Here is a 3876-nt window from a genome sequence, read left to right on the forward strand (position 1 = left end):
GGCGATGGCAAGATTTTTGTCTCACCAGTTGAACACGTCATTCGCATTCGTACCGGTGAAACCGGTGCGTCAGCACTTTAAAGAGAGGTTCAAAATGTTTGCTCGAATGAAACAACTTCTTGCTGGAACCGCTGTAGCCTTGGCTATTGGCGCATCTGGCGTAATGGTAAGTTCAGTTGCTTATGCGGCTCCTGATGAGCCTGTGGCGGCAGCTGCTGCCAGTGTTGCAGGTGCAGCGAGTGCTGTGGCGGCTACTGTTGATAAGGCTGATACAGCCTGGATGATGGTCAGCACCATCTTAGTTATTCTGATGGTGTTACCAGGCTTGGCGCTTTTCTATGGCGGCTTAGTCAGAAGTAAAAATATGTTGTCAGTCTTGATGCAAGTAATGACAGTATTTTCCTTAATGGTTGTACTGTGGGTTGTCTATGGCTACTCATTAGCATTTGGTGCAGAGGGCTTGATTATTGGTGACTTTAGTAAAGTTTTCTTGTCGGGCGTCACAACTGCCTCACAAGCTGACACTTTTACACCAACATCAAAGATTCCAGAGTTTATCTTTATTGCATTCCAGGCAACATTTGCTGGTATCACTGCATGCTTGATCGTGGGATCATTTGCTGAACGTGTGAAGTTTGCTGCTGTGTTGCTCTTTTGCGCGCTGTGGCTAACTTTCTGCTATCTGCCGATTGCACATATGGTTTGGGGTGCTGGCGGTTACTTGCTCAGTAAGGGCGCACTAGATTTTGCTGGCGGTACTGTTGTACATATTAACGCTGGTATTGCTGGCTTGGTAGGTGCATACATGATTGGTAAGCGCTTGGGTTATGGCAAAGATGCAATGACTCCTCATAGCCTAACTCTCACAATGGTTGGTGCTGCATTACTGTGGGTGGGTTGGTTTGGATTTAACGCAGGCTCAAACCTAGAGGCTAATGAAGGTGTTGCATTGCCATTCATTAACACCTTGCTTGCACCTGCTGCTGCAGTATTGGCATGGAACTTGGGTGAAACTTTGTTCAAAGGTAAAGCCTCAATGTTGGGCGCTGCTTCTGGTGCGGTAGCTGGTTTAGTTGGTATTACTCCAGCTTGCGGTACTGTGGGACCAATGGGCGCAATTGCTATCGGTTTTATCTCTGGTCTAGTTTGCTTGTGGGCTGTGAGTGGTCTGAAAAGAATGCTTGGCGCAGATGACACCCTCGACGTATTTGGTATCCATGGTGTTGGCGGTATCGTCGGTGCGATCTTGACTGGTGTATTTACTGCACCTAGTCTAGGTGGTACTGGCGGAGCTGCTCCTGCTGACTTCTCAATTATTAGTCAGACTATCATTCAGGCTGAAGGCGTCATCATCACCATTATCTGGTGTGCAGTGGTTTCAGTAATAGCATACAAAGTGGTGGATATGGTGGTTGGTCTACGTGTGCCTGAAGATCAAGAGCGTGAAGGCTTGGATGTCACTTCTCATGGGGAAACAGCGTATTCAAACTAGTTGACTAAATTAGGGGTGCTAAATGGCCCCTAAAGGTAAATTTCAGTCAATTTAGTGGGTAAAGAGGGCGGTATCTTCGGATACCGCCCTTTGTGTTTTAAAAATCTTACAATAGTGTCATGGTTCCACATCTCATCACTGCCCTTAGCGGCTCTCTTCTTGATCTAGAGTCGAAGGTATTAGAAGCAACTCCAACTATTGAGCGCTGGTTCAGGCTTGAATGGCAGGAGCACACTCCACCGTTTTACTGCTCAGTTGACTTGCGTAATGCTGGTTTTAAGCTTGCGCCAGTGGATACGAACCTTTTTCCAGGTGGGTTTAATAACCTCTCACCTCAGATGTTGCCTTTGGCAGTTCAGGCAGCGATGGCAGCAATTGAAAAGATTTGTCCGGAAGCTAAAAATTTACTGTTGATACCTGAGCGACACACTCGCAATACTTTCTATTTGCAAAATATCGCACGCCTATCTTCGATCTTGCGCCAAGCAGGCCTTAATGTTCGCTTGGGCACTTTGTCTGATGAAATTAAAAAACCAACTTGGATTGATTTGCCTGATGGCAATCGTCTCTTGATGGAGCCTTTGTCTCGCTTAGGTTTAAAGAAGCAGCGTTTAGGTTTAAAAGACTTTGATCCCTGTTCAATTTTGCTGAACAACGATTTATCAGCGGGTATTCCTCCGATCCTAGAAAACCTCCATGAGCAATATCTCTTGCCAGGCTTGCATGCTGGTTGGCATGTCCGTCGCAAGTCAAATCACTTTGCAGCCTACGATGAGGTTGCTAAGAAATTTGCGAAGGTAGTGGATATTGATCCATGGATGATTAACCCTTACTTTGCTAGTTGCTCTAACGTGAACTTTCATGAGCGTAAGGGCGAAGAAGAATTGCAAGCTGCTGTTGAGAAAGTCCTCAAGAAAACTGCTAAGAAATATCGAGAGTACGGCATCAAGGAAAAACCTTACGTCGTTGTCAAAGCAGATGCTGGTACATACGGCATGGGTGTCATGGTGGTAAACGATCCTGCACAACTCAAAGATCTGAATCGCAAAGACCGCAACAAGATGAGTGTTGTTAAAGAAGGTCTTGAAGTTAGTGATGTCTTAATTCAGGAGGGTGTATATACCTTCGAGAAAGTGAATGAAGCAGTTGCAGAGCCAGTGGTATATATGATTGACCGCTATGTGATTGGTGGCTTCTATCGTGTGCATACCGACCGTGGCCCTGATGAGAATCTAAACGCACCAGGCATGCATTTTGTACCGTTAGCATTCGAGCAAAACTCCATGCCAGATCTGGGTGCCAAGCCTGGTAGTGCGCCGCCCAATCGTTTTTATCTGTATGGAGTCGTTGCACGTTTGGCTTTGTTAGCCGCTTCTTTAGAGTTGGAGCGTTCCGATCCTAATGCTGAAGCTGCCTAACTGTATCTGAATGCTCGGACATAAGATGAACCTTCTTTTCATTGCCGATCCACTGGAATCATTGAAGGTTAGCAAGGATTCCACTTTGGCAATGATGCGCGTTGCGCAAGAAGCTGGTCATAAACTTTGGTTTTGCCAAAGTCGTAACATCCTGTGGAGGAACGATTTTGTAGTGGCTGATTGTCAGTCGCTCGCCATTAAGCCAAGTGGCACAACATGGTTTGAGTTAGGCCCCGTAGAGGATCGCCCATTAAATACCTTTAACGCAGTCATGATGCGTACTGATCCGCCATTTGATATCGAGTATCTCAATACCACTTGGTTGTTATCTGCTGCGGTTCGACAGGGTGCAAAAGTATTTAATAATCCAACGGCTATTCGTGATCATTCTGAAAAGATATCTATCACGGAGTTTCCGGAACTTATTCCCCCAACTTTAATCACACGTGAACTGAGTGCGATTGAAGTATTTCATCAAGAGCATCAAGATATTGTCATTAAGCCCTTGGATGGTATGGGTGGAATGGGTGTGTTTCGTGTAGGGCCAGATGGTTTAAATCTTGCCAGTATTGTGGAGACACTGGGTGAGAATGGTGCACGTACTCTAATGGTGCAAAGATTCTTGCCTGAGATAGCTCAAGGCGATAAACGCGTGTTGCTCATCGGTGGCGAGGTAGTGCCGTTTGCGCTGGCTCGCATACCTCAGGGAAGTGAAATTCGAGGTAATTTAGCTGCTGGTGGCAAAGGGGTTGCTATGCCGCTAACAGATGCAGAGAGGAAGGTTGCAGAACGTCTCGCCCCAATTTTGAATGCCCGGGGTTTGTTCTTGGTAGGATTAGATTTAATTGGCGCTTACGTCACAGAAATCAATGTGACTAGCCCAACCTGTTTTGTAGAGATTACTGAGCAAAGCAGATTTGATGTTCCGAAATTTTGGTTAACAGCGCTTGAAAAGGCATTGGCATA

At 46.0% G+C, this 3876-nt stretch carries 4 protein-coding genes; all 4 read left to right on the forward strand.

The features are described from left to right. A partial coding sequence (locus B7X71_RS13410; protein ID WP_293598831.1) for a P-II family nitrogen regulator occupies positions 1-81 on the forward strand: 81 nt, incomplete at its 5' end. Positions 82-106: 25 nt separating this feature from the next. Continuing rightward, the gene (gene amt / locus B7X71_RS13415; protein WP_293601004.1) at positions 107-1492 is read left to right on the forward strand and encodes an ammonium transporter; all 1386 of its coding nucleotides are present in this window, start codon (positions 107-109) and stop codon (positions 1490-1492) included. A 119-nt stretch (positions 1493-1611) separates the two neighbouring features. Further along, a complete protein-coding gene (gshA, locus tag B7X71_RS13420) occupies positions 1612-2910 on the forward strand; it encodes a glutamate--cysteine ligase (RefSeq protein ID WP_293601003.1) in 1299 nt (432 codons plus the stop codon). Positions 2911-2935: 25 nt separating this feature from the next. After that, on the forward strand, positions 2936-3876 hold a 941-nt coding region (gene gshB, locus B7X71_RS13425), incomplete at its 3' end, for a glutathione synthase (RefSeq protein ID WP_293598829.1).

Source organism: Polynucleobacter sp. 39-46-10 (assembly GCF_002282275.1).